This is a genomic window from Bacteroides acidifaciens (assembly GCF_903181435.1).
Taxonomy (GTDB): domain Bacteria; phylum Bacteroidota; class Bacteroidia; order Bacteroidales; family Bacteroidaceae; genus Bacteroides.
The window spans coordinates 2524514-2548441 of record NZ_CAEUHO010000001.1; the positions used below are offsets into that span (position 1 = coordinate 2524514).

Annotated in this window: 26 protein-coding genes, 1 tRNA gene and 2 pseudogenes; 20 read left to right on the forward strand and 9 right to left on the reverse strand. The window is 42.4% G+C overall.

Annotated features, from left to right (window positions below; genetic code table 11):
* Positions 1–7: 7 nt before the first annotated feature.
* The 5 genes from crcB to CLIN57ABFB40_RS10670 all read left to right on the forward strand — a co-directional run bounded on the left by crcB (position 8) and on the right by CLIN57ABFB40_RS10670 (position 4191).
* Complete coding sequence (gene crcB / locus CLIN57ABFB40_RS10650; protein ID WP_175630028.1) at positions 8–385, forward strand: fluoride efflux transporter CrcB; 378 nt, start codon at positions 8–10, stop codon at positions 383–385.
* A gap of 30 nt (positions 386–415) precedes the next feature.
* Entirely contained in the window at positions 416–1078 is a 663-nt protein-coding gene (locus CLIN57ABFB40_RS10655; protein WP_175630029.1) for a pentapeptide repeat-containing protein, read from the forward strand.
* A 182-nt stretch (positions 1079–1260) separates the two neighbouring features.
* Entirely contained in the window at positions 1261–2541 is a 1281-nt protein-coding gene (eno, locus tag CLIN57ABFB40_RS10660) for a phosphopyruvate hydratase (protein ID WP_175630030.1), read from the forward strand.
* A 311-nt stretch (positions 2542–2852) separates the two neighbouring features.
* Positions 2853–3212: a transposase gene (locus tag CLIN57ABFB40_RS10665; RefSeq protein WP_175630031.1), complete on the forward strand. Its 360-nt coding sequence runs from the start codon at positions 2853–2855 to the stop codon at positions 3210–3212.
* A gap of 43 nt (positions 3213–3255) precedes the next feature.
* Complete coding sequence (locus CLIN57ABFB40_RS10670) at positions 3256–4191, forward strand: transposase (protein WP_175630032.1); 936 nt, start codon at positions 3256–3258, stop codon at positions 4189–4191.
* A gap of 180 nt (positions 4192–4371) precedes the next feature.
* Here CLIN57ABFB40_RS10670 and CLIN57ABFB40_RS10675 read toward each other — a convergent pair.
* A tRNA-Thr gene (locus tag CLIN57ABFB40_RS10675) sits at positions 4372–4445 on the reverse strand.
* Between the two features lie 308 nt (positions 4446–4753).
* Here CLIN57ABFB40_RS10675 and CLIN57ABFB40_RS10680 point away from each other — a divergent pair.
* From CLIN57ABFB40_RS10680 to CLIN57ABFB40_RS10705, 6 genes are read left to right on the forward strand one after another with little or no spacing between them, the layout of a single operon-like run.
* Entirely contained in the window at positions 4754–5311 is a 558-nt protein-coding gene (locus CLIN57ABFB40_RS10680) for a DUF4199 domain-containing protein (RefSeq protein WP_175630033.1), read from the forward strand.
* Positions 5312–5340: 29 nt separating this feature from the next.
* On the forward strand, positions 5341–6291 hold the full coding sequence (locus tag CLIN57ABFB40_RS10685; protein ID WP_175630034.1) for a glycosyltransferase family 2 protein: 951 nt from the start codon (positions 5341–5343) through the stop codon (positions 6289–6291).
* A 20-nt stretch (positions 6292–6311) separates the two neighbouring features.
* Positions 6312–6863, forward strand: coding sequence for a DUF6452 family protein (locus CLIN57ABFB40_RS10690; RefSeq protein ID WP_175630035.1), 552 nt, complete (start codon positions 6312–6314; stop codon positions 6861–6863).
* Complete coding sequence (locus CLIN57ABFB40_RS10695; protein ID WP_175630036.1) at positions 6799–7596, forward strand: DUF6048 family protein; 798 nt, start codon at positions 6799–6801, stop codon at positions 7594–7596. The genes CLIN57ABFB40_RS10690 and CLIN57ABFB40_RS10695 overlap by 65 nt, the downstream gene beginning before the upstream one ends.
* Positions 7597–7602: 6 nt before the next feature.
* Positions 7603–8184 (forward strand): manganese efflux pump MntP family protein, encoded by a 582-nt coding sequence (locus tag CLIN57ABFB40_RS10700; protein WP_175630037.1) that lies wholly within the window; start codon positions 7603–7605, stop codon positions 8182–8184.
* Between the two features lie 30 nt (positions 8185–8214).
* A complete protein-coding gene (locus CLIN57ABFB40_RS10705; RefSeq protein WP_175630038.1) occupies positions 8215–9225 on the forward strand; it encodes an FAD:protein FMN transferase in 1011 nt (336 codons plus the stop codon).
* A gap of 131 nt (positions 9226–9356) precedes the next feature.
* Here the strand turns inward: CLIN57ABFB40_RS10705 and CLIN57ABFB40_RS10710 are convergent, their stop codons facing one another.
* Positions 9357–9995, reverse strand: a complete 639-nt coding sequence (locus CLIN57ABFB40_RS10710) for an HU family DNA-binding protein (RefSeq protein WP_175630039.1) — start codon at positions 9993–9995, stop codon at positions 9357–9359.
* 309 nt (positions 9996–10304) lie between these two features.
* Between CLIN57ABFB40_RS10710 and CLIN57ABFB40_RS20445 the strand changes: the two genes are divergently transcribed.
* From CLIN57ABFB40_RS20445 to CLIN57ABFB40_RS20275, 3 genes and pseudogenes are all read left to right on the forward strand, one after another.
* Entirely contained in the window at positions 10305–10436 is a 132-nt protein-coding gene (locus CLIN57ABFB40_RS20445) for a hypothetical protein (protein WP_262886948.1), read from the forward strand.
* Positions 10437–10496: 60 nt separating this feature from the next.
* Positions 10497–10673, forward strand: a pseudogene (locus CLIN57ABFB40_RS20270) (helicase); the annotation flags it as partial.
* 89 nt (positions 10674–10762) lie between these two features.
* A complete protein-coding gene (locus tag CLIN57ABFB40_RS20275) occupies positions 10763–11035 on the forward strand; it encodes a DUF3874 domain-containing protein (protein ID WP_254871738.1) in 273 nt (90 codons plus the stop codon).
* A gap of 186 nt (positions 11036–11221) precedes the next feature.
* Here CLIN57ABFB40_RS20275 and CLIN57ABFB40_RS10720 read toward each other — a convergent pair whose 3' ends face one another.
* The gene (locus CLIN57ABFB40_RS10720) at positions 11222–11593 is read right to left on the reverse strand and encodes a DMT family protein (RefSeq protein ID WP_121766208.1); all 372 of its coding nucleotides are present in this window, start codon (positions 11591–11593) and stop codon (positions 11222–11224) included.
* A 24-nt stretch (positions 11594–11617) separates the two neighbouring features.
* The gene (locus CLIN57ABFB40_RS10725; RefSeq protein ID WP_175630040.1) at positions 11618–12364 is read right to left on the reverse strand and encodes an ATP-binding protein; all 747 of its coding nucleotides are present in this window, start codon (positions 12362–12364) and stop codon (positions 11618–11620) included.
* 184 nt (positions 12365–12548) lie between these two features.
* On the opposite strand from CLIN57ABFB40_RS10725, the gene CLIN57ABFB40_RS10730 reads away from it, so the two are divergent.
* The 4 genes from CLIN57ABFB40_RS10730 to CLIN57ABFB40_RS10745 all read left to right on the forward strand — a co-directional run bounded on the left by CLIN57ABFB40_RS10730 (position 12549) and on the right by CLIN57ABFB40_RS10745 (position 16520).
* Positions 12549–13970, forward strand: coding sequence for a tetratricopeptide repeat protein (locus tag CLIN57ABFB40_RS10730; RefSeq protein ID WP_175630041.1), 1422 nt, complete (start codon positions 12549–12551; stop codon positions 13968–13970).
* A 17-nt stretch (positions 13971–13987) separates the two neighbouring features.
* Positions 13988–14452: an NfeD family protein gene (locus CLIN57ABFB40_RS10735; RefSeq protein ID WP_175630042.1), complete on the forward strand. Its 465-nt coding sequence runs from the start codon at positions 13988–13990 to the stop codon at positions 14450–14452.
* A 28-nt stretch (positions 14453–14480) separates the two neighbouring features.
* On the forward strand, positions 14481–15482 hold the full coding sequence (gene floA, locus CLIN57ABFB40_RS10740; protein WP_175630043.1) for a flotillin-like protein FloA: 1002 nt from the start codon (positions 14481–14483) through the stop codon (positions 15480–15482).
* A gap of 159 nt (positions 15483–15641) precedes the next feature.
* Entirely contained in the window at positions 15642–16520 is an 879-nt protein-coding gene (locus CLIN57ABFB40_RS10745; protein WP_175630044.1) for a nucleoside phosphorylase, read from the forward strand.
* 144 nt (positions 16521–16664) lie between these two features.
* On the opposite strand, the gene CLIN57ABFB40_RS10750 is transcribed toward CLIN57ABFB40_RS10745, so the two are convergent.
* A complete protein-coding gene (locus tag CLIN57ABFB40_RS10750) occupies positions 16665–17324 on the reverse strand; it encodes an NAD(P)-dependent oxidoreductase (RefSeq protein WP_175630045.1) in 660 nt (219 codons plus the stop codon).
* Positions 17325–17490: 166 nt separating this feature from the next.
* Between CLIN57ABFB40_RS10750 and mnmE the strand changes: the two genes are divergently transcribed.
* A complete protein-coding gene (gene mnmE / locus CLIN57ABFB40_RS10755) occupies positions 17491–18888 on the forward strand; it encodes a tRNA uridine-5-carboxymethylaminomethyl(34) synthesis GTPase MnmE (RefSeq protein ID WP_175630046.1) in 1398 nt (465 codons plus the stop codon).
* A gap of 181 nt (positions 18889–19069) precedes the next feature.
* On the opposite strand, the pseudogene CLIN57ABFB40_RS20280 reads toward mnmE, so the two are convergent.
* The 4 genes and pseudogenes from CLIN57ABFB40_RS20280 to CLIN57ABFB40_RS10770 all read right to left on the reverse strand — a co-directional run bounded on the left by CLIN57ABFB40_RS20280 (position 19070) and on the right by CLIN57ABFB40_RS10770 (position 22532).
* Positions 19070–19271 (reverse strand): annotated as a pseudogene (locus tag CLIN57ABFB40_RS20280) (transcriptional regulator).
* Positions 19272–19572: 301 nt separating this feature from the next.
* Positions 19573–20835: a type II toxin-antitoxin system HipA family toxin gene (locus tag CLIN57ABFB40_RS10760; RefSeq protein ID WP_175630372.1), complete on the reverse strand. Its 1263-nt coding sequence runs from the start codon at positions 20833–20835 to the stop codon at positions 19573–19575.
* Between the two features lie 3 nt (positions 20836–20838).
* Positions 20839–21159 (reverse strand): helix-turn-helix domain-containing protein, encoded by a 321-nt coding sequence (locus tag CLIN57ABFB40_RS10765; RefSeq protein WP_175630047.1) that lies wholly within the window; start codon positions 21157–21159, stop codon positions 20839–20841.
* A gap of 287 nt (positions 21160–21446) precedes the next feature.
* A complete protein-coding gene (locus CLIN57ABFB40_RS10770; RefSeq protein ID WP_254871739.1) occupies positions 21447–22532 on the reverse strand; it encodes a hypothetical protein in 1086 nt (361 codons plus the stop codon).
* A gap of 469 nt (positions 22533–23001) precedes the next feature.
* Between CLIN57ABFB40_RS10770 and CLIN57ABFB40_RS10775 the strand changes: the two genes are divergently transcribed.
* A complete protein-coding gene (locus CLIN57ABFB40_RS10775; RefSeq protein ID WP_175630048.1) occupies positions 23002–23727 on the forward strand; it encodes a hypothetical protein in 726 nt (241 codons plus the stop codon).
* The last annotated feature ends 201 nt before the right edge of the window (positions 23728–23928 follow it).

The following is a 23928-nucleotide window of genomic DNA, read 5'->3' on the forward strand; positions in this document are numbered from 1 at the left end:
AAATCAAATGAGTAAAGAAATTATCTATATCTTTATTGGCGGCGGAACCGGCAGTGCGTTACGCTATTGTGTCCAGTTGTTTATGCACGAACGGATTGTCCCCTATCATTTCCCATGGGCAACGTTCACCGTCAATCTTCTCGGCAGTTTTCTTATCGGTCTGTTTTATGCGCTTTCAGAACGTTTCCATCTTCCTTTCGAAGTCCGCCTGTTTCTGACTACGGGGTTATGTGGCGGATTCACCACCTTCTCCACTTTTTCCAGTGACGGCATAGGGTTGCTGAAAGGAGAATTTTACGGAACATTCATCCTATATACTTTATTAAGTATAGGTATAGGACTGGCTGCCGCACTGGCCGGCGGATATGTGGGAAAAGAAATCTAAATATCCGAATATAAAAATTATCTTTGCCGCATGATAAAAAGAAACTCTGCCAAACCCGTCCGCGTAGTTCCTCCCATGATGGAAGAACAGGAAACCAGTACAAGCACTTTAGAGGAATGGCTCGACAAGGAAGAAACAGTCTCACATCTCTTATTCTGTAAAGGAAGAGAGGAAGGCATCGACCAATCTTATAAGAGCCTCAAGAACTGTACTTTCCGGCATCAGACATTCAGTGAATGCAAGTTTCTTTCTTCCCAACTGACCGATGTGCGGTTTGAAAACTGCGATTTATCAAACATTTCTTTTGCCGAAAGCTCCCTCTACCGGGTAGAATTTATCTCTTGCAAGCTATTAGGAACCAATCTATCCGAGACAACCATGAACCACGTCCTGCTACACGACTGTAATGCAGGATACATCAACCTGGCTATGAGCAAGATGAACCAGGTACGTTTTGCGCACAGCCTGCTCCGTAACGGAAGTTTGAACGACTGCCGTTTCTCAGCAGTCGCTTTTGATAGCTGCGACTTGGTAGAAGCCGATTTCTCACATGCCCCGCTTCGCGGAATAGACTTGCGCACTTCCCGCATCAGCGGAATCACGCTTAATATCAGCGACCTGAAAGGGGCTGTCATCACCTCTTTGCAAGCGATGGATTTACTTCCGCTATTAGGCGTTGTTATCGAGGACTAAAATCCTGCAAATTTCAACCCGTCACACTCAAACAAAAAGCATCGTCCTGTTGTTATATAATATAAGGTTGGACTAACGACATATCGGGAATAGGAACGAATAGAATACCTATTTATAGTGATTTCCCACTCCCTGTCAAGTCCGTACTTTTGCAAAATCTTATTCAAAAAACAATAGAAACGATGAAAATTGAAAAAATTGTAGCTCGAGAAATTCTCGATTCAAGAGGTAACCCCACAGTAGAAGTTGACGTAGTATTGGAATCAGGCATTATGGGACGCGCATCAGTGCCGTCGGGTGCTTCCACAGGTGAACACGAAGCATTGGAGCTTCGCGATGGTGACAAACGACGCTATGGTGGAAAAGGTGTACAGAAAGCGGTTGACAATGTAAATAAAATCATTGCGCCGAAGTTGGTCGGAATGTCTTCACTCAATCAGAGAGGAATCGACTACGCTATGTTGGCATTGGATGGCACCAAGACTAAATCAAACTTGGGTGCTAACGCTATTCTCGGTGTATCTCTCGCCGTAGCCAAAGCTGCCGCCAACTATTTAGACCTTCCTTTATACCGCTATATCGGTGGAACAAATACATATGTAATGCCCGTGCCGATGATGAACATCATCAATGGCGGTTCACATAGCGATGCTCCTATTGCATTCCAGGAATTTATGATTCGCCCGGTAGGTGCTGCTTCTTTCAAAGAAGGTCTGCGTATGGGCGCCGAAGTATTCCATGCATTGAAGAAAGTATTGAAAAACCGTGGTCTTAGCACCGCCGTAGGTGACGAAGGTGGTTTCGCTCCCAACCTGGAAGGTACGGAAGACGCTCTGAATTCTATTCTCGCCGCTATCAAAGCAGCAGGATATGAACCGGGCAAAGACGTAATGATTGGTATGGACTGCGCTGCTTCCGAATTCTACCACGACGGCATTTACGATTACACTAAGTTTGAAGGTGAAAAAGGTAAGAAACGCACTTCCGATGAACAAATTGACTATCTGGAAGAATTAATCAATAAATTCCCTATCGACTCTATCGAAGACGGTATGAACGAAAACGACTGGGAAGGCTGGAAGAAACTGACCGAACGTATCGGCAACCGTTGCCAATTGGTAGGTGACGACCTGTTCGTGACAAACGTCGATTTCCTTGCAATGGGTATCGAAAAGGGTTGCGCCAACTCTATCCTGATTAAAGTAAACCAAATCGGTTCATTGACTGAAACATTGAACGCTATCGAGATGGCTCACCGTCACGGTTATACTACGGTTACTTCTCACCGTTCGGGTGAAACGGAAGACGCTACTATTGCCGACATCGCAGTAGCTACCAACAGTGGACAAATCAAAACCGGCTCTTTGAGCCGTTCTGACCGTATGGCTAAATACAATCAACTGCTTCGTATCGAAGAAGAATTGGGAGATTTGGCTGTGTATGGATATAAGAGAATTAAGTAAATAGATTCCTTTTATAAAGATGAGAGGGGGTGGATTCAATTGTAATCCATCCTCTCTTTTTTTGCAAAATTATTTCTCTACTTATTTGATAGATTTGAAAAAATAATAACTACATTTGTAACGTCTAACTTATTAACAACGGCAGGGGGGAACCTGCCTATCTTTTACGGCGGGCATTTTATGCTCGTACGTAAACTCCTATATGGCGGTTTCGCACCCCCATAGGGAGTGTTAATGGGGGCAGTCTGTAAAGTTGGGGATTTAACATTTAGTCTTATTCTATTTCATCTATAAAATATTACTTTTGCTCCATGCAAAAGAAACCAATAGATTATAAGGCTATATTGTCCATGTTCTTACCCAAAGGCATGCTTGACTATTTTGATTTTACCGACTACTCAGATATGGGTGAGTATTATATATTCTCTCTTGAAGAGAAAAATACTGTACCTGACGAGTATTCAAACCTCCCACTAGTTTCAAAAGGTTTCTATCCAGAGATAACAGTTACAGATTTTCCTGCCCGTGACCGCACTGTATATTTAAAAGTAAAACGTCGCAGATGGGAGGATAAGCAAACGGGTAAGACATACAGCAGGAGCTGGAAGTTGGTTGCAGACGGGACTAGGATAACAGCCGAGTTCGGTTCTTTTTTAAAAGAACTATATTGATAATAATGAAGTTAGTATAAAGTTCGTAGCCGACTTCTGCCATGTGAAGTCGAAGACACTTAACGATTACTACAAGGAACATTTAAGCGACTATCGTTCCTGGAATCAGCTCTCACACGCTGACGAGTACATGTATTTCAAAGACAATTTAGGTGAGAATATATCTATTGACGAAACAGCCTTCAGCAACGGAGAGTTATATACCATAGTCACCAACAAGGATGGCCATGGTAAACATGGTACGGTCATAGCCATGATAAAGGGAACAAAGACCGACGATGTATGCAGATATTTGATGAAGTTACCGGAAGGTAAACGTAGGATGGTCAAGAATGTTACACTTGATATGGCTGGAAGTATGAGACAGATAGTCAAGAGATGTTTTCCTTACGCCACGCAGATCATAGACCGTTTTCATGTACAAATGCAGATGCAGGAAGCACTGCAGGAGCTACGTGTACAATATCGCTGGCAGGCTATAGAGCAGGAAAACTCAGATATAAAAAAAGCGAGAGCAGAAAGGAGAAAATATATACCTCAATGTTTTGAGAACGGAGATACCATGAGACAACTGCTTGTCCGCAGCAGATATCTATTATTCAAAAGCCCTGATAAATGGACCAACTCTCAAAGAATAAGGGCTGAAATACTCTTCAAGCAGTTTGACGACATAAAACAATTATATTATTTAACTCTGCAGCTCGGACAGATATACTCACAGAACTATGATAAGAATGTGGCAAGGACAAAGCTTGCATTGTGGTTTAACAAGGTAGAGGAATGGAATTACCCTCAGTTCAATACTGTAATAGAAACTTTCAAGAATCACAATGATAGGATATTGAATTTCTTTGAGAACAGACTCACAAATGCAGCAGCTGAATCTTTCAATGCCAAACTTAAATCCTTTAGAAACACATTCAGAGGAGTAGATGATGTAAGGTTCTATCTTTATAGAGTAATGATGTTGTATGCATAATTGTTAAATCCCCAAGAATAATGACTGCCCCGAAATTTCCGCTGAGCCATTTTAACTAATTCCCCCAAATTTTCAAACTGAGCCCACATTTCGCTAATGTGCAAATATAAAAAAAGAAAAGCATCCAGGCAAATACCTGAATGCTTTTTCCTTCGTGAATTGGCTGTATATCCAATTTTGAGCCTCTTGTCGGATTCGAACCAACGACCCCGAGATTACAAATCACGTGCTCTGGCCAACTGAGCTAAAGAGGCGGGTGGGTAAGCTAACTATATCGCGCCGCTACAACCAACTACCTTTGCTGCGATCAAGCCCTGGAGGATTCGAAGGGAGCTGGCCGTATAGGACTTACCCGTTTTGCGGTTGCAAAGGTAGGTATTTTTATGAATCCTGCAATAGCTAAAGATAACTTTTTTCACACAAAAAGAGTAACACCCTACATTTCAAGCAATTAAAAATATAAAAAAAATCTCAGGCGACAACTTCCCTTGCTTTATTAACTTTAACAACCATATTCCCTCTATCAACCGATATTATTTGTACCTTTGTGCGCAATTTAGAAATGAAGATGACAGAAAACAGAAGCTATTTACAGAAATATGCCATGCACTTTGGCACGTACATGGGAATCTATTGGATATTGAAATTCATACTATTTCCATTGGGATTTCGTATTCCTTTCTTTTCTTTCCTATTTATAATCCTGACATTAGCCGTGCCGTTCATCGGTTACCACTATACCAAAATGTACCGGGACAAAATATGCGGCGGCAGCATCCAGTTCTCACATGCCGTTCTTTTCAGCATCTTTATGTACATGTTCGCGTCCTTGCTGGTAGCCGTGGCACACTATATCTATTTCCAGTTTATCGACCACGGATTTATCATCAATTCTTATACCCAACTGTGGGACGAATTGATGGCAAACACCCCCACCCTGATTGAAAGCAAAGAGATTATAAAAGAGACGATAGACAGTGTCCGTTCACTCAATTCCATAAATATCACCATGCAACTATTATCATGGGATGTATTCTGGGGAAGCCTCCTTGCCATCCCTACCGCGTTGATGGTGATGAAAAGAGCAAAACCTGAGAACAACGAACCTTCGCAATCGTAATTTGTAATTCGTAATTTAGTAATAAAAAGATGGATATATCAGTTGTAGTCCCATTATTCAATGAAGAAGAGTCACTACCCGAACTCTACGCTTGGATAGAACGGGTAATGCAAGCCAACGGATTCTCATTCGAAGTGATTTTCGTTAACGACGGAAGCACCGACCGCTCATGGGAAGTGATAGAAAAGCTCAAGACACAATCAGAACACGTAAAAGGAATCAAGTTCCGCCGCAACTACGGCAAATCACCCGCGCTCTACTGCGGATTTGCCGAAGCCCAGGGTGACGTGGTTATCACGATGGACGCAGACCTGCAGGACAGCCCGGACGAAATACCAGAACTTTACCGGATGATAACCCAAGACGGCTACGACCTCGTATCCGGCTGGAAGCAAAAAAGATATGACCCGCTATCAAAAACATTGCCTACGAAGTTGTTCAACGCCACCGCACGCAAAGTTTCGGGCATCAAAAACCTGCATGATTTTAACTGCGGACTGAAAGCATATCGCAAAGATGTAGTAAAACACATCGAAGTGTACGGTGAAATGCACCGCTATATCCCCTACTTGGCAAAGAATGCCGGATTCAAGAAAATCGGTGAAAAGGTGGTACATCACCAGGCACGCAAGTACGGCACTACCAAATTCGGGCTCAACCGCTTTGTCAACGGCTACCTGGACTTGCTCTCCCTTTGGTTCCTTTCCAAATTCGGAATCAAGCCGATGCATTTCTTCGGATTGCTGGGTTCTTTGATGTTTCTCGTCGGAATGATTTCTGTTATCATCGTAGGCGCCAGCAAACTATATGCCATGTCCAACGGTCTGCCTTACCGACTGGTGACCGACTCTCCCTATTTTTATTTGTCACTCACGGCAATGATTATAGGTACGCAACTGTTTCTTGCCGGATTCCTTGGCGAACTAATCTCGCGCAACGCACCGGAACGGAACAACTATCAGATAGAAAAGAAAATTTGATTCACATTCAACAATTGACTATGAAGAATTTAGTTCGTATCTTTCTCCTATTGATAATCGTCGGTGCCGCTGTGAGCATCCATAGTTCGTGCTCGGACGAGAACGATTGTTCGTTGGCAGGACGCCCGATGATGTATTGCACATTCAAGACCATAGACAAGAGCCTCGACCCGACCAAGGTGTTAAACGACACACTTGACTCACTGACAATCAAAGCATTGGGGACGGACTCAATCATTCTCAACAACGAGAAAAAAGTGCATAAGATAATGCTGCCGTTACGCTACACCAGTGATTCTACCGTGTTTATCCTCCAATACAATCCGGTAGACAATCCTGACGATGTAGATACCTTGTATATCGTACAGCAGAATACTCCCTATTTCCAGTCAATGGAATGTGGATATATGATGAAACAAAATATCATCAGTGCCAAGTTCGGAAACAGAACCAATAGTTCGGAGAAAATAGACTCTATCTATTTTAGAAATAAAGAAGCCAATAGTAATGAAATTGAGAATCTACAGATATTCTTTAAATATCGTGACCGCACACCGGATACGGCTGACTAGCCTTTTTCTACTCTTCTGTATCGGGCTTCCGTTGTTGGCACAACAGCAACGCCCGACCCATACTCCCAAAAGAGATCAGAAAAAGAATAAGGTTGCCGAAGTAGATACCATTCCTTTTTACAATGGTACATACATCGGTGTGGACTTATACGGCCCGGGAAGCAAACTTCTTGGTAGCGACTTCATGAGTTCCGAAATCAGCGTTGCAGTCAACCTTAAAAACAAATTCATCCCTACCCTAGAATTCGGTATGGGTGGAACAGACACCTGGAGCGAAACGGGTATCCACTACAAAAGCAAAGCTGCCCCATTCTTCCGAATCGGTGTGGACTACAACACCATGGCAAAGAAGAAAGAGAAGAATAGTTACTTGTATGCAGGTCTTCGTTACGCATTCAGTTCCTTCAAATATGATGTATCCACCATGCCCGCAGGCGACCCTATCTGGGGAGACGTTATAGGCAACCCCAGTCTGGAAGACGATTACTGGGGCGGAAGCGTTCCTTTCAGCCATTTGGGAATGAAAGGTTCGGTGCAGTGGTTGGAAATCGTTTTAGGTGTCAAAGTGCGTATTTACAAAAACTTCAACATGGGTTGGTCGGTACGCATGAAATACAAGACAAGTGCCTCTACCGGAGAGTACGGCGACCCGTGGTATGTGCCCGGCTACGGAAAGTTTAAATCGAACAATATGGGAATCACCTATTCCCTCATTTATAAATTGCCTCTTTAGAATACAATGACAGGACTAGAGATTTGGTTGCTTGCAATAGGTTTGGCGATGGATTGTTTCGCCGTTTCGATTGCAAGCGGCATTATTCTGAAACGTACCCAATGGAAACCCATGCTGGTCATGGCATTTGCGTTCGGGCTTTTTCAAGCAGTCATGCCTTTTATCGGATGGATGTTTGCCAAAAATTTCAGCCATTTCATAGAAAGTATAGACCATTGGATTGCCTTTGCAATTCTTGCTTTCCTTGGCGGCAGGATGATTTGGGAATCTTTCAAAGAAGAAGAATGCTGTCAGTTATTCAATCCGGCAAGCCTGAAAGTGGTATTCACCATGGCAATAGCAACAAGCATTGACGCACTGGCTGTGGGCATTTCGTTTGCCTTTCTAGGAGTGCAGAGCTATAATGAAATCCTGTCCCCTATCCTAATCATAGGATTTGTTTCATTCGTCCTGTCACTAATCGGACTTATCTTCGGTATTCAATGCGGTTGCGGACTGGCACGGAAATTAAAGGCGGAATTATGGGGCGGTATCATTCTGGTCATTATCGGAATCAAAATATTAATCGAACATCTGTTTTTCCAATAAAAAGAGTTTTCTCATCAAACAAAAGAGCGTATGAAAACAAAAAAAAGTTTCCTTTGGCTGGCTTTCCTGATTCTGGCAACCATCTGGATATTGGCCAGACGCAACCAGCAAGCTAACTACAACAGTATCAAAGGTCTGGTATTCGGAACTGTATATAAAATCACCTACGAGCACGAAGGCGACTTAAAACCGGAAATCGAAGCCGAACTGCAACGTTTTGACAATTCTCTATCGCCATTTAACGATAGTTCTGTCATTAGCCGTGTAAACCGTAACGAAGAATTGGTTACCGACAGCTTCTTTCAAAATTGCTTCAACCGTTCGATGGAAATATCACGCGAGACAAAAGGCGCTTTCGACATCACGGTAGCCCCTCTTGCCAATGCTTGGGGATTCGGTTTCAAGAAAGGAGCTTTCCCGGATTCATTAATGATAGACAGTTTGCTACAAATCACCGGATATGAAAAGGTGAAATTGGAGAACGGTGAAGTTATCAAGCAAGATCCGCGTATCATGTTGAGTTGTAGCGCAGTAGCCAAAGGGTATTCGGTAGACGTAGTAGCACGTCTGCTCGACCGGAAAGGTATAAAAAACTATATGGTAGACATTGGCGGTGAGGTAGTAGTGAAAGGCAAAAACCCTTCCAATAGCTTATGGCGCATTGGAATCAATAAACCCGTCGACGACTCACTGGCCGTAAACCAAGACCTGCAAACAATACTCGAAATTTCAGACTTAGGTTTGGCAACTTCCGGCAACTATCGTAACTATTACTATAAAGACGGCAAGAAATATGCCCATACCATCGACCCGAGAACGGGCTATCCGGTACAGCATAGCATCTTATCTTCTACCGTAATCGCCAAAGACTGCATGACTGCCGATGCCCTGGCTACCGCCTTCATGGTGATGGGACTGGAAAAAGCGGAGACTTTTTGCAAAGCGAACCCGGAGATTGATGCTTACTTTATCTATAGCGGAGAAAACGGAGAATTCAAGACCTACTATACGGAAGGAATGAAAAAGTACATAGCGAAATAAAGTCCGTTTCTTCTTTTTCATTCTCTTCACATGAGGATAAGCCTCAAGCTATCAACGCTTTCGTGTGATTACTTAAAGATTAAGACCTCTTTCACATCCTTCACAACCGGTATCATCGTAGAAATGCCTGCTTATCGTGAAGGATGTGCCGCATCTCTTGACACCCCATAATAACCGGGAGCAGGCACATACATCGGTTGAGTACGCAGGCCGATATTCACTAATTTTCCTTCTCCACGCAGACGAAGCAAATGCGTCTTTGCCGTAGTACGAGCCAAGCCGCAAATCTCCTGAAAATCACGACGGGTCATCATCTGATGTCCGGCAAAATATTCTTTCAACAGCATATCAATCTCCACTTCCGAAACCTTTTCCGAATGACGGACGTACTTGGACTGACTGGCACGGACGCCAACAAAATGTCCTTTCAGATTAGTGTCAGGACGGAAACGGACTGTTTTAAAAGTCACTTTATTGGTTTTGTGCGGAGTACTTCGGGTCACTTTTCCCGTGGCCGCCAAAGTGGGGAAAAAATAACCGATTCCCTCGATATGCACTTCTTTTCCCTCACGCAACGATTCGCCGAGAATCTTCGACAAGTTGTCGAGCACATTCTTCACATCCCCCACAGTCAACGAACTGTAATCATGAATCTTGTAACAAAGTGTTTCCGTATCCACCTTACCATTCATAAAGATACGCGGATGCAACGCTGCCTCTTCTTCCGAAGATGCATTAGGATTTTCATACCAATCAAATACAATAGCCATTACTTCTTTTCAATTAAAATGTGTAACTTCATCATAGGACGACTGTAATCGGCTATTCGGACAACTGGAATCGGCTGTTCAGTCAACTATAGTCAGCCGACCGGACAACTCCAGTCGGCTTTCCTCAAATAAGCACTAAAGATACGACAAAGTAACGACATATCAGCATAAGAAAGCATGTTTTTCATTTCAGCAGAAAATAAACATTTTCTTTGTTAAATGCTTGCAAACCCCATATTCCATGTTATACCTTAGCAGCATCAACCGGTCGAAAAAACAACATTTATTCATTTAACAAAGAAGAAAAATATGAAGACATTAGAATATAACTCAAAACGTTTGGCGAAAAGAATACGGGTATTGATGAAAGAATCGTCAAACGCCACCGTTTCATCGAACACCTCAAAGAACGAACTGCCTATGCAGGATATGCATGAGTAGGAAATACCTATACAAGAAGTACATAAACACTCCGTCTTTCTGACGCAACAAGTGATTGACTTTTTGAAAATTCGGTATGACTTCCGCTACAATCTGCTTACCGAAGAAACCGAATTCCGGCCATCTGGTCAACGAGACATCTCTTTCTGTCGTATAGACAAGCGGGAACTGAACACTTTCTGTCTGGAAGCTCACAAAGAGGGCATCAACTGTTGGGATAAAGACCTTCAAAGATATAAATAGAACATGCACAAATCTATGCCCAACTGAAAGAGGAACTGCTTGCAGGCGCCCGTCACTGGTTCAGTAAAGAGGAAGAATATGCCTTGCAGCGTCATAACGTTGCATATTATCATGTCAATCCCATAGAAGACATTGTGCGCAGCACATACGCGCCCGCCGCGTTGGATGAACCGGACTGCCTGTCACTCTCCGCTGCTATCATCCATAAGGAATTGAGAAAGAGGTTTCCGGCCGTATTGCGTAGCTGCACTCCTATCCAACTGGCACAAATCCTGACCGCAGCAGGTATCAGCCGGCAGCATACGAGGTTGGGGAATGTGTATCTGGTGAAGAGGGTGAAGGGTGGTGAAGAATAAAAATAGTGCCGTTCATTCATAGGAAGTAACTGTGAATGAACGGATAAACTTTAGGTGAAGAGAGTGAAGAACGGTTTATAAAAATAAAGTACATTAGTCAAGAACAAAAAGTTTAAGAGTCACTTCGGCAGTATGTGCAAAATTTGCACACACTGCCGAATACAGGAAAAGTTAAAACATTCTGTTTTATTTCATAAACACAAAATACACCGCCGCAATCAAACAAACGAACGCCGCCAAATGATTCCAATGCAACGCTTCACCCTTGAAAAATACAGTTGTGAACACCGTAAAGATGACAAGAGTTATCACTTCCTGAATCACTTTCAACTGCATCAATGAAAACGGGCCGCCGTTACCGATAAATCCGATGCGGTTCGCCGGTATCTGACATGAATACTCGAAGAAAGCAATCGCCCAACTGAAAGCAATCACACCTATCAACGGAAGAGCTGCGAACCAGCTATATTCCTGTTTCATTTTCAGATGTCCGTACCAGGCAAATGTCATAAAGACATTAGACACGATGAGCAACAAAATTGTATATATTCCTTTCATAACAATCTATTCAAATTTATCTATTCAATCTATTTTATCCGGTAATAATTCTTCCTGTACATTCGTCATGCTTCCCCAAAGGCTGTATCGGGCTTCCGGGTTCATCGCTTCCAGTTGCCGCAAAACACCTTTCATATCGCTCCGGCTGGATTGCGATTCGTAAGGACAGTTTTTCACTTGCTTCCGATAGCCATGCAAAGCCGCCAATTCTATCAAATCCGATTCGTGAACCATGCACATCGGACGGATGATCGTCATATCAAACTTCTTCATCACCAACCGGGGCGGCATGGTACTGAACGCCCCCTGATAAGTGATATTCATCAGCAAGGTTTCCAGAATATCATCCATATGATGCCCCAAAGCAATTTTATTGCACCCCTGTTCCTTGGCAACCGTAAACAAGGCTTTCCGGCGATTCCACGAACAAAGGAAACAAGGAGACTTGCGCGTATCTGTAGAAGGGTCGAACGAGGTTTCGTATTGGAGAAAAGGCACTCCGTACGCCTCGCAATGTGCTTTCAGATACTCATTATCACTTTGATAAGGAATATTCTTCATCACTACATGGACGGCAACGACAGAAAAACGAGGTTTGTAGATACGTGCGCGTTTGCCCAACAGTTCTACAAGCGCCAACGAATCTTTCCCGCCCGACAGTCCGATGAGAATTTTATCCCCTTCTTCTATCAGTCTATATTGCACCACTCCTTTGTTGAACCGCTTATCAATGCGGCGAATGGTTTTCTCTTCTTCCGTAAATTGTGCCATATCTTCAAAAATCGGCTGCAAAAGTAAGCGAAAAGAATGATTTAAAGAAGAATTAACATAATAGAATCTCTAAAAAAGGGTTTATTTCTAATAAATTTGTACTTTTGAACAATTGAAAAATTGACAGATGCCCGGAAGTAACAGTACTTTCAAACAATCCGTCACTCTTAAACGATAAATAACGATGAAAGGGAAATATATTCTATTTTTATTTTGCAGTCTCTTCCTTGGTGAGGTTTCTGCGCAAACACTCGAACAGGCACGCACCTTGTTTACAAAAGGTGATTACGAAAAGGCCAAGCCTGTATTCAAAAAGTATGTAAAATCCCAACCTTCCAACGGAAATTATAATTATTGGTACGGCGTATGTTGCCTGAAAACCGGAGAAGCCGAGGAAGCGGTAAAACCGCTCGAAATGGCAGTGAAGAAACGCGTAGCCAGCGGTCAGCTCTACTTGGGGCAGGCTTATAATGAAACTTATCGCTTTGAAGAAGCGGTAGAATGTTTTGAAGAATATATCGCCGACTTGAAGAAGCGCAAAAGACCGACAGAAGAAGCCGAAGGGTTGTTGGAAAAGAGCAAAGCAGACCTTCGTATGCTGAAAGGTGTGGAAGATGTTTGCATTATCGACAGTTTCGTTGTGGATAAAGCTACTTTTCTGAATGCTTATAAAATCAGCGAAGAATCAGGCAAGCTGTTCACGTTCAACGAATTCTTCCAGACAGAAGGTACGAATGAAGGGACTGTCTACGAAACCGAAATCGGAAATAAAATCTATTACAGCGAGAAGGGAGAGAGAGGTAATTTGGACATATTCTCAAAGAATAAGCTGCTGAACGAATGGAGCAACGGGCGTCCGCTTCCAGGCAGCATCAACGCTTCCGGTAATGCCAATTATCCGTATGTTATGTCGGACGGCATTACTATTTATTATGCAAGTGACGGTGAAGGGTTGGGCGGATATGACATTTTCGTCACCCGCTACAACACGAACAGCGACACCTATCTCGTACCGGAGAATGTAGGTATGCCGTTCAATTCTCCATACAATGATTATATGTATGTCATCGACGAATATAATAATTTGGGTTGGTTTGCTTCCGACCGCTTCCAACTGGAAGGGAAAGTCTGCATCTATGTATTCATCCCGAATAATTCAAAACAGACTTATAACTACGAGGCGATGGATCAGAAACAAATCATCCGTCTGGCACAAATCCATTCATTGAAAGAGACTTGGAAAGACAAACAGACAGTCACCGAAGCCCTGCAACGTTTGGAAACCGCTATCAGCCACAAACCAAAAGAACGTCGTGTTGTCGACTTTGAATTTGTCATTGACGATAACACAACTTATTATCTGATGAATGACTTTAAATCCGCCAAAGCCAAACAGCTTTTCCAACGCTACCGGCAAATGGAAAAAGACTATCAGCAACAGGAGGAAAAGTTGAAGAGCCTGCGCCAGCAATATTCCACAAGCAACAAACAGGGAAAGGACAGAATGGCTCCCGCCATCCTCGACCTTGAGAAACGGGTGTTGCAAATGTCGGACGAACTGGACGCACTTGAAATCAATGTACGTAACGCAGAAAAAACTAAATAAATTAATAACACCGAACTATGGATATACTCATTATCACCGTTCTCATTATTGCCGCAGTCATATTGTTTCTGGTAGAACTGTTTGTCATCCCGGGCATCAGCCTGGCCGGAATTTCTGCATTGGTCTGCATTCTTTATGCCAACTACTATGCGTTTGCCAATATAGGAATGGCAGGAGGGTTTGTCACCTTGGGTATATCGGCTGCCGCATGCATAGGGTCGCTAGTCTGGTTCATGCGGTCGAAAATGCTGGATAAGCTGGCATTGAAAAAAGACATCGACTCGAAAGTAGACCGCAGCGCAGAAGAAAGTGTAAAAGTAGGCGATACAGGCATCAGCACTACCCGCCTCGCACAAATCGGTTACGCAGAAATCAACGGCAAGATTGTGGAAGTCAAGTCAATAGACGGATTCCTCAATGAAAAGACGCCGATTATTGTAAGCCGCATCACCGAGGGCACAATCATGGTTGAGAAACACTAAGAATAATATTCACTTAATACAATTATCAATGGACCAATCTCTTTATTTACCTATCTTCTTGATAGCGGGAGGTATTATTTTCTTAATACTGTTCTTCCATTACGTGCCGTTCTTCCTCTGGTTGTCGGCCAAAGTATCGGGTGTCAACATCTCGTTGATACAACTGTTCCTAATGCGTATCCGTAACGTTCCGCCGTATATCATCGTGCCGGGAATGATTGAAGCTCATAAAGCCGGATTAAAAAACATCACACGTGACGAACTGGAAGCCCATTACCTGGCGGGAGGGCATGTGGAAAAGGTAGTTCATGCCTTAGTGTCCGCTTCAAAAGCAAATATCGAATTATCATTCCAGATGGCAACAGCCATCGACCTTGCCGGACGTGATGTATTTGAAGCTGTGCAAATGTCCGTGAACCCGAAAGTTATCGACACTCCGCCGGTGACGGCCGTAGCGAAAGACGGTATTCAGTTGATAGCCAAGGCGCGTGTGACGGTACGTGCCAGCATCAAGCAATTGGTGGGTGGAGCAGGTGAAGATACAATCCTTGCCCGTGTAGGCGAAGGTATCGTTTCGTCCATCGGTTCTTCCGAAAACCACAAGTCAGTACTCGAGAATCCGGATTCTATCTCCAAACTCGTACTTCGCAAAGGGTTGGACGCCGGAACTGCTTTCGAAATTCTGTCTATTGACATCGCGGACATCGACATAGGTAAGAATATCGGTGCCGCGTTGCAGATTGACCAGGCTAATGCGGACAAGAATATCGCTCAGGCGAAAGCTGAGGAACGCCGTGCAATGGCTGTCGCTTCCGAACAGGAAATGAAAGCGAAAGCGCAAGAAGCCCGCGCGAAAGTTATCGAAGCGGAAGCGGAAGTTCCCAGAGCAATGGCAGAGGCATTCCGCAGCGGCAATCTGGGTATCATGGATTACTACCGGATGAAGAATATCGAAGCTGATACTTCAATGCGTGAAACTATTGCCAAACCGGTAACCGGCAATACCGGCAACCAGCCATTGAGCAAATAAATTACTATAAACACCGGAACCCGGTTTCATTTCAGTTCCAAGATGTATCCTACCGCCCTCTGCGGAAAAAGAAAGATACCTCTTCTGAACTTAAATCCGGTTCCGGCGTTTCTATTTTATAGATACAATCATATTGTAAAACTAAAACCTTTCAATAGCATGAAAAAGTACTTTCCATCCTCTGAATTGATTATCAACGAAGACGGTTCGGTATTCCATCTTCACGTAAAGCCTGAATGGTTGGCGGACAAAGTTATTCTGGTAGGCGACCCCGGACGTGTGGCACTCGTAGCTTCTCATTTCGAAAACAAAGAATGCGAAGTGGAAAGCCGCGAATTCAAAACTATCACGGGCACGTATAAAGGGAAACGGATTACCGTGGTTTCTACGGGAATCGGATGCGATAATATCGACATTGTGATGAATGAACTGGACGCTCTCGCCAACATCGACTTTAACACACGGGAAGAAAAGGAACAATTCCGCCAGTTGGAATTAGTGCGCATCGGCACGTGTGGCGGCTTGCAGCCTAATACTCCGGTGGGTACATTCGTCTGCTCGCAGAAGTCTATCGGCTTCGACGGGTTATTGAATTTTTATGCCGGACGCAACGCGGTATGTGACTTGCCGTTTGAACGCGCTTTCCTCAATCATATGGGTTGGTCGGGAAATATGTGTGCTCCCGCTCCTTATGTAATTGATGCCAGCGAGGAACTGATCGACCGGATTGCCAAAGATGACATGGTACGCGGCGTGACAATTGCCGCCGGTGGATTCTTCGGGCCTCAGGGACGTGAGCTTCGTGTGCCGTTGGCAGACCCGAAACAGAATGACAAGATTGAAGCATTCGAATACAAAGGTTTCAAGATTACTAACTTCGAGATGGAGAGTTCGGCTTTGGCAGGACTTAGCCAGTTGATGGGACATAAGGCGATGACTGTCTGTATGGTGATTGCCAACCGACTGATTAAAGAAGCCAATACCGGATACAAGAATACAATCGACACGCTGATTAAGACTGTTCTTGACAGAATCTAAAATAACAAGAGAGGGTATGTCAAGATGCCCCGATTACAACAATATTACTCCTGTTGTAGTTATGCTGAAGTGCACCCCAAAAGTTGGACACCAAACTTTAGGAGTGCACTTCAAAGATTGCAGGAGTGAAATTTACTCTTTCCATTAATACCCAATCGTGAATCTTTCCCGATGATGTTTCGGATTCTCCAGTTCATCAATCATTGCAGCCGCATAATCTTCTACGGAGATATGACTGTTTCCTACTATATCCACAATCATATCATCTTTGCCAAGTCGATAACGCCCGGTACGCACGCCCGCCCTCATATCTGCTGCCGGAGAGAAAAATACCCAGTCTATCTCTTTTTCTTTCTTCAGAAAGTCCAGATAAAACTCTCCTAATGCTTTCACTCCCGGCAAAAGGTTTTCAGGTACTTCGCCGGAATCCATCAGCCGCAATCCCGGAGCAATGAATAAGGAACCGGCACCGCCAACCATCAGGAAACGATCAACCCCTGCCTTCTTCACTCCGTCAATAATAGTCAGATAAACTTTTATAGTCTCATCATATATGTTAGGATTATTCCATCCTGGATTGAACGCACTGATTACGGCATCCGCCCCTCTACAAACTTCCGCCACTTCGTCGAGCGAAGATACATCTGCCTTCACCACTTTCAGATTCTCGTTTTCTATCTTTATCTTTTCAGGATGACGAACCACAGCGGTCACTTCGAAGTCACGGATCAAAGCCTCATTCAGTATGGCCGAACCTACAAAACCACTCGCGCCTATAAGGACAACCTTCTTTACTTTCTTCATATTCCAACATTTTTTAGGGTGTTATTATCACTTTAATAACACAACAACAGCCGGAATGTTGTTTTCCTTTTGGACATTTAATCAACCAATATAAGATTCTATCCTTCCTTTCATTCTATTTTTTACTCAGAAACAACTATCTTTGCACCATCCAAAAAGAAATACAATGAACCAAGATACTATCTGTGCTATTGCTACCGCTCAGGGCGGTGCTATCGGAAGCATCCGTGTTTCCGGACCGGAAGCTATTTCCATCACCAGCCTCATCTTCAAACCGGCAAAAGCCGAGAAACGGCTCTGTGAGCAGAAACCATATACTTTGACTTTCGGCCGTATTTACGACGGAGAGGAGATTATCGACGAAGTACTTGTCAGCCTTTTCCGTGCTCCTCATTCATATACGGGAGAAGATAGTACGGAAATCACTTGCCATGGTTCTTCTTATATTCTCCAGCAAGTGATGCAACTGCTTATCAAGAATGGTTGCCGCATGGCTCAACCGGGAGAATACACGCAGCGTGCATTCCTCAATGGCAAGATGGATTTAAGTCAGGCAGAAGCAGTGGCGGACTTGATTGCGTCTTCATCTGCTGCTACTCACCGACTGGCAATGAGCCAAATGCGTGGTGGCTTCAGCAAGGAACTGACTGACTTACGCAACAAGTTATTGAACTTCACCTCTATGATTGAGCTGGAACTGGATTTCAGCGAGGAGGATGTTGAATTTGCCGACCGTTCGGCATTGCGAAAATTAGCTGATGAGATAGAACTGGTTATCTCCCGTCTGGTTCATTCGTTCAGTGTGGGCAACGCTATCAAAAACGGTGTCCCCGTAGCTATCATCGGTGAGACAAATGCAGGAAAATCTACTTTGTTGAATGTTCTATTGAATGAAGAGAAAGCGATCGTCAGCGATATTCACGGAACAACTCGTGATGTGATTGAAGATACGATTAATATCGGTGGAATTACTTTCCGATTCATTGACACTGCCGGCATCCGGGAAACGAACGACACGATTGAAAGCCTGGGTATTGAACGCACATTCCAAAAGCTGGATCAAGCGGAAATCGTTCTTTGGATGGTGGATTCTGTGAATGTTGCATCGCAGATTGAACTGTTGTCAGAAAAGATAGTTCCACGTTGCGAAGGAAAACATTTAATCGTTGTATTCAACAAGGCTGATTTAATTGAAGAAAATCAAAAAGAAGATTTATCCGCTTTATTGAAGGATTTTCCCAAAGAATCTACAGAGCATATTTTTATTTCAGCAAAACAGAGAAAGAATACTAGTGAATTACAAAAAACGCTTATTGATGCGGCACATCTACCTACGGTTACGCAGAATGATATAATCGTAACAAATGTAAGACATTACGAAGCTTTAAGCAAGGCTTTGGATGCTATCCATAGAGTGCAAAATGGACTGGATATGCATATTTCAGGTGATTTTCTTTCACAAGATATACGCGAGTGCATTTTCTTTATTTCGGATATTGCGGGGGAGGTTACGAATGATATGGTGCTTCAGAATATCTTTCAGCATTTTTGCATCGGAAAATGATGACTTGTAAACAGTCGTAATTAACTATAACTATTCAGTACAAAGTCACTGTATATCAGCGACTTTTCCATTTTAGCACTTTCCAATCCGCATTTGGAAGTAACGGTTTTTATCCATATTTTTCCTACATATTTCTACCGCGACGGAAATTCACGGTTAGCCCGAATGTCACAGTAATGCATTAGTTGCCGTGTGTTGACAGTGGTTTACATGTGTTGACAATACAATTTGCTATCTTCCGTAGTTGGGCAATAGACAGCTGCGATTTATTTGAACACCATCTTGAGACTGTATTAACTTCCCCATTTGTTTCTATTAGTTTTCTGTTTTTCAACTAATACAACCTTAATCCTATTCATCACTATTTGTTGATTATTCGACATCTGTATTCAAATTATACTCGTTAAACTGCAAACAAAATGCATCTAATTTTCCATATAGCCACGCACATAAGCAATATAAACATCATTTAAAGGAATAACTACTGTTGGCATAATGTTATGCATAAGAACATCTGTGCCGTTTTATCTATTCTATCAATGAATTTCACCTTTCAAAAAATTATGCTACACAGACATTATGTTCGTGCAGCACAATCCCCCAAAAAATCGCTTCTTATCGTCCAATTACATATAAATCAAACTTATACCTTTTGCCACTTGGGAATTTGATACACAAGAATAGTTATTCCCACTTACACCGTTCATCCAGGACTCCGGCAAACATATCCATCTCCCTCTTGGAAATCACTAACCGTACCGCTAGTTCTCTCCACCCTTTCACTGCTTCAATCACTTCTGAAATAATCTTTTCTGCTGCTCTGCGGTCAAGCATATAATCTTCGCAAGCATCAAACAAGATACTCAACTCCGCTTTATTGGAAGTTGATGAAACAAGCAGGCTTTGATACTCATTCAGAGTGGGATTCATATCGTATGCAGGAGATAGTGTCCAACCTTTTGCAGTCAAAAGAAAACCATGATTGCGGAAATGGTCATCGCTATTGCCGATGCAGATATTGAAAGTTACACGGCGATAGAGTTCCTGCAGATTGTCTTCTACATTCGTACAGTTCTGAACTATGAAATCGACTATATCTAGATAACCGTGTCCTGTAGTTGCGCTGTCACCGTCATTGAGTCCCAACAAGGTCATGGCTGAAGCAAAATGAATCCGTTTTCCCTCTCGAGTTCTGTCAAAGCGTTGTGAAAGCAAGGTATGATATTTCTCTCCAGTGGCCATCACTTTTGTTTTTGCGGAATTTATACCAGCTTTCACGGCAAGAAGATGGCTAAAATGCTCCCAAAGTCCGGCATCATAATCATCATTACGCGAAGAGAACTTGGCTATATAAAGCGTTTTGTCCATGTCTACCACACTGGCTTTAGGTCTTGCTCCACCCAATGAAGAACCCGGCTGAACGAGTTGGGCGACCCATTTCCTGTCAGGAAGAAGATTATCCTCTTCGCTTTTCTCAATTTCTGCACTGGCTGCAATCAACTCTCTAATATCCGTCAGAGGTGGTATTTTCAAAGACTCACTTACATTTATAAAACTTCCGTCTTTTGACTCTTTAAAGCGGAAAGCACCCATTCGGGAAAAGTCATCGATACCGGTCAAAAAATCGAAAGAAGATAGCCTTCGTACCAATCGCTTCTCTTCCATTGCTGCAATCTGCTCACGCCGTAACAACAGCATTCGTCCCCATCTATCCGGCAAAGCATCAGAGAAACATCCAAATATATCTTTCTCCGGTTGCGTATATTGCTGCCCCGGATAATTATTCAGGTCGTCACTCAAAAACAAATCGGCATGCTTTTTCAACCATTCATCGCTGAACGTAAAGCAATAGCTGTCCGAACCACGAAGTGATTCATAACCCAGCTCACCAATGAGTTCTACTTCCTTGAGCCAGTCAAAATCGGCATATACATATAGTGTCTTCATCATTTATTCCTTTTTTGAGGCTCGTCTCCTTGTCTTCAAATTCAAATCCTGCAAAGCTTTTCCCAATTTATCTTCTTTGGCCAACCACAGAATATCATCGTCAAGCTGTAAAGCATATAACACACGCAAATATATTCCGATTGCCACAGTCGGTACACCTTTCTCTATTCGGGATACGGTCAACGGAGAACAGGTAGCACGTTCTGCCACCTGAGCCACACTTAGATTCCTGCGCAAGCGAGCCAATTTTATCTGCTCTCCCACTACTGACATCTTTTGTTCCAATTTTCGGGGTAACTTAGTCCCCATTGTATTCTTTGCCATTATTTTATCTATTTAAGTTGCAAAGCGACTGCGTAAATGACTTTGCTATATTTAAACTATCATATAATATGCAAATATATCACTTTTTATCTATTTAATGATGTATTACATGCGAAAAACACAAAATTAAAAGAGATGGAATTTAAACAATGCTTTAAGTTCTATGCAAATACTGATTTCTACTACCCAATATTATTGGCAATGAAGCTGAAAGTTTTAAAGAAGCCGACTTTTACCTTTGTCAATGATTATGATTAAGGTAAGAGCCAGCGTCTTCAATTCAAGCGTCAAGCGATGGAATTCACCAACTCTTCATCCTGCCATTCCGCAAGAGAAACAATTGCATTGTATTGCTCCAAAGTCAAAGCCGATTCACCATCGTCCGAGCATTCGTATTCCCACGGCAGTTCATAAACAGTACCTTCCTCCTGATAACCCATATAGTTATGGTATGAATTGGGAATCAGCCGCACATAATCTTCTTCACACAAAATCTTCAGGAGTTTCTCGGCATCACGAATCAGCAATGGCACTCCTGCCTTATATAGAGCTATGGCAACCTCAATGGTCAGCCCAACATTGGTCGAATAGCTATTAGAGACAACTATCATCCAACTCTGCTGCGACACCTTCGATGCAATGACATTCAGGCGCGAAAGTCCCAACTCGCTATAATGGTCTGTTGCAAACCGTATAAAATCCTCTGGGCTGTCAATGTTGTATAATCTATCTACATCTACGAACTTTACTCGCGTGTAGTAGGCTATATCTTGCAGCTTTTCCGGAACATTCGGCTGTTCTTTGTAGATATGATTTACAACACCTCGTTTCCGGTAGTATGCTTCATACACCTCGTTAGCGATGCGGTAATACATACAATATTGCCGGATGGTCATAGTCTTCAGATGAGGTCTGGAATGTTCCTTCACTGAATCCTCCAAAGCCTTTACAGCAGTCTCCCGATCTTCCACCTCAATTTTGAACTTCGGTGCTATCCGATTGAGTTCCTTTCGTGCAATCCGCCCAGTCCGTTGCTGGTACGGCAGATTGTGCGCCACATAGTCGTTGAACCCATCGGGATTTGCAACAATAACATCAACCAGCCTTTGCAAATAGTCGAAGAGTCGGGCAAGGGAATCACAATACCATGCGTTATCTGATTCTCCGTCGCCACAAGAGGAGCGATTCGTAATCACGAAATGCGTATGTTTTCGGTCTGTAACGCAAATCGACCGGAACTCTTCGTATCTATAAGAGACAACATGAAACCACTGCGTTTCCGTTGGATTGAATGCGAGCCAGTCCGCAAGGAATGCTTCTTCGCTTTGATAACCTAGAATCCCTTTATACCTTTTCGGGTACAAAGTTGTCACAAATATTCGATATTATATCAACATGGGTATAATTTATAGGGATTTTGAGCTGCAAATATTAAGGCTAAAACAAGCACAATATAAAGGTTCTACACTTTTTCAAGCGAATAAATCAGATTCATTACACTTTTTCTAACGAATCACACCCATCATGCAACACTTTTCCAAACGAATCCGGGGAAAATTTCAGCTGATTCCGACAACTTTTTTCGGGAAAAGTGCGGAAAACAAGGTGATTTTGCTTTGGAAAAATGTGCAACTTTACTTTATCTCCGTATTCATATATACATGCATTAAAGTAAACCTTACGGAGGAAAGGAAAGAAAAGGCTTCGCCAAGGCCAGCACTAAACTAAATCTGGCGACTTTCTCTTTTGACTGCAAAAGAATACGAAACCCTACTAACAAGCCTGACAAAATTTCATATATGAACTTTTATTCATATTTTTGTCCTCCAAAGAAATAAAATTATGGAAACAGTAGAAGCATATAATAGAACCATTAGTTTACTAGATAAGTACACAAAATTTATCAGGTCTATTAATACCGAAGTTATTGAAAGCAATCTTACATTAGATAAATTAATAGAACTAAAATCAATACTGTCCGATATTAATAACATAATGACATTAATATCGACTCGTTCTATTGCAACAAAGTTATCAGATATATTATCATTTAAAAATGAAGATAGAGAACAGATATTTAATGATATTGATAAACAAAAGCCAAACACAAATGGATTCGACATAAGAATTGACTTTCCTGTAAAAATATTAGTAGAAATCAAATGCAATTCTCTAATCCACAACAATAAATTTGGTGCTGCACAAATCAATGCAATTCTTGAAGATGCTAGAAAATTACGATTAGAGTCATCTCGACATATAAAAGCAAGTAAAAGTATTCAAGACACAAAAGGTTATATTAAAATAATTGCTATTGTCAATTTTGGCAATAGGTCTGACGAAGATTTAACGTCTCAACTATTAAGAGAAACCAAGTGCAAAGAATCGACTAATTCAGCAAGAAAAGAACGAATGAAAGTGAAAAAGTTTTTAAGGCCATTATATTCACTCGAACAAATACATGAAATAACAGATTTAGACAACATTTATCTAACAGTTTTATCAATAAATGATCTAAAAAATGAGTTAGAGCGAATACGACGTGAATACAGTTTATCACTCAAATAAAAGCACATCATACCTTTACTTTATCCCCGTATCCATAATACGTGCATTAAAGTAAAGCTAACAGAGGGAGAAAAAGAGATGGTTTCGCCAAGACTGAGCCGAACCAAAACTACATACTTTCTCTTTTGTCTGCAAAAGAATCAGAAATCCAAACCCAAAAGTAAAGCAAACCCCACTCCTTATCAAGCCACAAAATCCAAC

Excerpts from the sequence above, each read along its gene's own strand:
- CLIN57ABFB40_RS10730 (WP_175630041.1), top strand. The coding sequence starts at position 12,549 with ATGAAAGGGAAATATATTCTATTTTTATTTTGCAGTCTCTTCCTTGGT.
- crcB (WP_175630028.1), top strand. The coding sequence starts at position 8 with ATGAGTAAAGAAATTATCTATATCTTTATTGGCGGCGGAACCGGCAGT.
- CLIN57ABFB40_RS10710 (WP_175630039.1), bottom strand. The coding sequence starts at position 9,995 with ATGGCTATTGTATTTGATTGGTATGAAAATCCTAATGCATCTTCGGAA.
- eno (WP_175630030.1), top strand. The coding sequence starts at position 1,261 with ATGAAAATTGAAAAAATTGTAGCTCGAGAAATTCTCGATTCAAGAGGT.
- CLIN57ABFB40_RS10655 (WP_175630029.1), top strand. The coding sequence starts at position 416 with ATGATAAAAAGAAACTCTGCCAAACCCGTCCGCGTAGTTCCTCCCATG.
- CLIN57ABFB40_RS10735 (WP_175630042.1), top strand. The coding sequence starts at position 13,988 with ATGGATATACTCATTATCACCGTTCTCATTATTGCCGCAGTCATATTG.
- CLIN57ABFB40_RS10665 (WP_175630031.1), top strand. The coding sequence starts at position 2,853 with ATGCAAAAGAAACCAATAGATTATAAGGCTATATTGTCCATGTTCTTA.
- CLIN57ABFB40_RS10720 (WP_121766208.1), bottom strand. The coding sequence starts at position 11,593 with ATGAAAGGAATATATACAATTTTGTTGCTCATCGTGTCTAATGTCTTT.
- CLIN57ABFB40_RS10765 (WP_175630047.1), bottom strand. The coding sequence starts at position 21,159 with ATGGCAAAGAATACAATGGGGACTAAGTTACCCCGAAAATTGGAACAA.
- CLIN57ABFB40_RS10745 (WP_175630044.1), top strand. The coding sequence starts at position 15,642 with ATGAAAAAGTACTTTCCATCCTCTGAATTGATTATCAACGAAGACGGT.
- CLIN57ABFB40_RS10750 (WP_175630045.1), bottom strand. The coding sequence starts at position 17,324 with ATGAAGAAAGTAAAGAAGGTTGTCCTTATAGGCGCGAGTGGTTTTGTA.
- floA (WP_175630043.1), top strand. The coding sequence starts at position 14,481 with ATGGACCAATCTCTTTATTTACCTATCTTCTTGATAGCGGGAGGTATT.
- CLIN57ABFB40_RS10680 (WP_175630033.1), top strand. The coding sequence starts at position 4,754 with ATGAAGATGACAGAAAACAGAAGCTATTTACAGAAATATGCCATGCAC.
- CLIN57ABFB40_RS10725 (WP_175630040.1), bottom strand. The coding sequence starts at position 12,364 with ATGGCACAATTTACGGAAGAAGAGAAAACCATTCGCCGCATTGATAAG.
- CLIN57ABFB40_RS10760 (WP_175630372.1), bottom strand. The coding sequence starts at position 20,835 with ATGAAGACACTATATGTATATGCCGATTTTGACTGGCTCAAGGAAGTA.
- CLIN57ABFB40_RS10705 (WP_175630038.1), top strand. The coding sequence starts at position 8,215 with ATGAAAACAAAAAAAAGTTTCCTTTGGCTGGCTTTCCTGATTCTGGCA.
- CLIN57ABFB40_RS20445 (WP_262886948.1), top strand. The coding sequence starts at position 10,305 with ATGAAGACATTAGAATATAACTCAAAACGTTTGGCGAAAAGAATACGG.
- CLIN57ABFB40_RS10700 (WP_175630037.1), top strand. The coding sequence starts at position 7,603 with ATGACAGGACTAGAGATTTGGTTGCTTGCAATAGGTTTGGCGATGGAT.
- CLIN57ABFB40_RS10695 (WP_175630036.1), top strand. The coding sequence starts at position 6,799 with ATGAAATTGAGAATCTACAGATATTCTTTAAATATCGTGACCGCACAC.
- CLIN57ABFB40_RS10775 (WP_175630048.1), top strand. The coding sequence starts at position 23,002 with ATGGAAACAGTAGAAGCATATAATAGAACCATTAGTTTACTAGATAAG.
- CLIN57ABFB40_RS10685 (WP_175630034.1), top strand. The coding sequence starts at position 5,341 with ATGGATATATCAGTTGTAGTCCCATTATTCAATGAAGAAGAGTCACTA.
- mnmE (WP_175630046.1), top strand. The coding sequence starts at position 17,491 with ATGAACCAAGATACTATCTGTGCTATTGCTACCGCTCAGGGCGGTGCT.
- CLIN57ABFB40_RS10690 (WP_175630035.1), top strand. The coding sequence starts at position 6,312 with ATGAAGAATTTAGTTCGTATCTTTCTCCTATTGATAATCGTCGGTGCC.